1 protein-coding gene is annotated in these 1,705 nt (G+C 39.9%); it reads left to right on the top strand.

The genetic code is table 11. The features are described from left to right. The first annotated feature begins 455 nt into the window (after positions 1–455). A complete protein-coding gene (locus IDZ20_RS11000; RefSeq protein WP_188151486.1) occupies positions 456–1,343 on the top strand; it encodes a hypothetical protein in 888 nt (295 codons plus the stop codon). Positions 1,344–1,705 lie beyond the last annotated feature (362 nt).

The following is a 1,705-nucleotide window of genomic DNA, read 5'->3' as shown; positions in this document are numbered from 1 at the left end:
AAAGCGCTTTGTCGGTTTTAGGTTGTTGTCAGTTGTCTTTTTAGTATGTGCCGCTCCAGCAGTGGTGTAATAGGGTAAATCGCAGTGATGCAGTCAGGGAGTGGTAATCAATTTCTAGTCTGTCGTGTCCGAACTATGTCTCCCTTCGTTGTTCTCAGCGGTTTCTTTTTAGGCGGTACCAAATCAGGCTTTATCCCAACCTTCTTGTAGTATTATTTTGGTTTTTGGTAGTATCGGGTTTTATTTTCTATCTAATCGCTTCGTTTAGGCTAAAGGGCCAGGCTAGCTGGCCCAACGTGTGTGTTACTTTTTGTGCCGCCTCGCATAACAAGGCGCTCCACCTGACAATTTTTGCTGCGCTCGTTTGTGTATGTCGCGCAGCTCCATTTTACACAAATGCTCACAGCAAAAATTGCAGGTGAGCTTGGCGTTAAAACCACAATAAGAGTCGAAGCATGGAAGATGACAATAATAAATTTGAAATAGTTATAGATTTTGGTAAAGGGGGAAATCCCAATAGAATTTTCCGATCTATGGCAGATCTTATTGATACATTCCAAGAACTCGATACCACGCTTGCGGAAGTAGTTGGCTCACAAGTTAGTAATACACTCATACTGGAAGATATCGAAAAAGGTTCATTAAAAACAATCATTCGAAATATTATTCATGATGTGCCTGATGAAGACCTAAGAGATGCAAAATTTAAAAGAATATTGGGTTTCTACCTAGTAAAGGCAAAATATGCGGTCCTCAATTGGTGCGAAGATACCCCGAAATTAGTTAGCCCCGATCAAGTTTCAGCTCTCGAAAACGAACTGGTTCGTATTGCAGAAGAGACTAATATCAATAGAATACCAGCATATCGTGCACCGGATAGAGTTAAGTTACTAACAAATATTAGTTCTATACAAAAATCAACTAGATATCTCACTGAAGATGATACAGTTCGCTACAACTGTAAAAGTGGTTCATCCAAAGTTACCGATGCCATAGAAATTTCTGATTCAATCGTCGAGGATATACTTACTAGAGAAGTATTAGATGATCGCAGTGAGGCAATTCTAAAAGTAAAAAAAGCCGATTATTTGGGTACTTCGAAATGGGCCTTCAAGTTTGAAGGTCATGCAATAGATGTGTCAATTACCGACTTAGAGTGGCTAGAGAGGTTTCAGAATAAAATGGTTAATGTTCAGCCGGGGGATTCAATTCGTGGAACATTAGTTCGCTATACATCTTACGGGCATGATAATGAGGTTTTAAGTGTTCGTTATGAGTTAGAATATGTTAAGAAAGTAATCGAGGCTAAGGTATTTTCCCAATCGAACTTCGAACAGTTTTAACAAATCAATCAAAGTCGCCTTCGGCTGGACGCGCTAAAGCGCGCCCTTTATTGAGGCGTTATGCGTCTTAACGGCTAGTAGAGTAGGGCTTGTAATTCATTGGTGTTGTTTACTGTAAAAGCATCAGCTGATCTCGAAGAGTTTGCGTGCATCCTCCGTTTACTTTAGCAATCAGCACAACAGCGTCAAAGCGCTACCAGTATTCTAGCGTTCACGTTTATTGCTTTTGGTTTTTCTTGTGTTCATAGCAGTAACTCTATTTTCTACGGGTACTTGGCTCAGGTGTAAAGCTAGGTTAATCTCAATGGTTGTTGGTAGTGGCTTTGGGTTTTAAGTCTAAATATAAGCTATTTTTTAGCAAT

It is taken from the genome of Teredinibacter waterburyi (assembly GCF_001922985.1).
Classification (GTDB): Bacteria; Pseudomonadota; Gammaproteobacteria; order Pseudomonadales; family Cellvibrionaceae; genus Teredinibacter; species Teredinibacter waterburyi.
This window is presented reverse-complemented; position numbering and strand designations above follow the sequence as displayed.

What these genes read in the sequence shown, in the direction of transcription:
- IDZ20_RS11000 (WP_188151486.1), top strand. Translation starts at nt 456, where the DNA reads ATGGAAGATGACAATAATAAATTTGAAATAGTTATAGATTTTGGTAAA.